Source organism: Chromohalobacter sp. HP20-39, from assembly GCF_033052815.1.
GTDB lineage: Bacteria > Pseudomonadota > Gammaproteobacteria > Pseudomonadales > Halomonadaceae > Chromohalobacter.
In genome coordinates this window covers 1-318 of record NZ_JAWHTP010000403.1, presented here as the reverse complement: position 1 = coordinate 318, position 318 = coordinate 1, and the positions used below count along the sequence as shown (strand labels likewise).

The 318-nt window shown below is 64.8% G+C and carries 1 protein-coding gene; it reads right to left on the bottom strand.

Annotated elements, in window-relative coordinates; all coding sequences use genetic code 11:
• A partial coding sequence (locus tag RVY79_RS18555) for a hypothetical protein (RefSeq protein WP_317466015.1) occupies window positions 1-183 on the bottom strand: 183 nt, incomplete at its 3' end.
• Window positions 184-318: the final 135 nt, after the last annotated feature.

Below are 318 nucleotides of genomic sequence, written 5' to 3'. Positions count from 1 at the left end.
CAACAGATAGGGACGGCGCAGGCCGATTTCACGGGGTGGCGGATCACAAGTTCCGTCGAAATCGGTTTCGCGAAAGCGCGGAGCGCTCGCCGTCGGACGGCGGCGACGCAGGCCTGCGCCTGCGACGCGCCTGCTCTGTACATCACCGACGCGGAAGCGTATGCACGCAAGGGATGTGAACAAGGAGCGCACATCCAAAGGTTCCGTCTGTGGCGACCGCGCAACAGGTCGCCGCAAATCGTTTCCAGCTCGAATGGAGCGAATCAGCCGACGCTGAGAGCGGGGCAGGGGGAAGCAGGAGCGCGAGCCGGAGCTTCG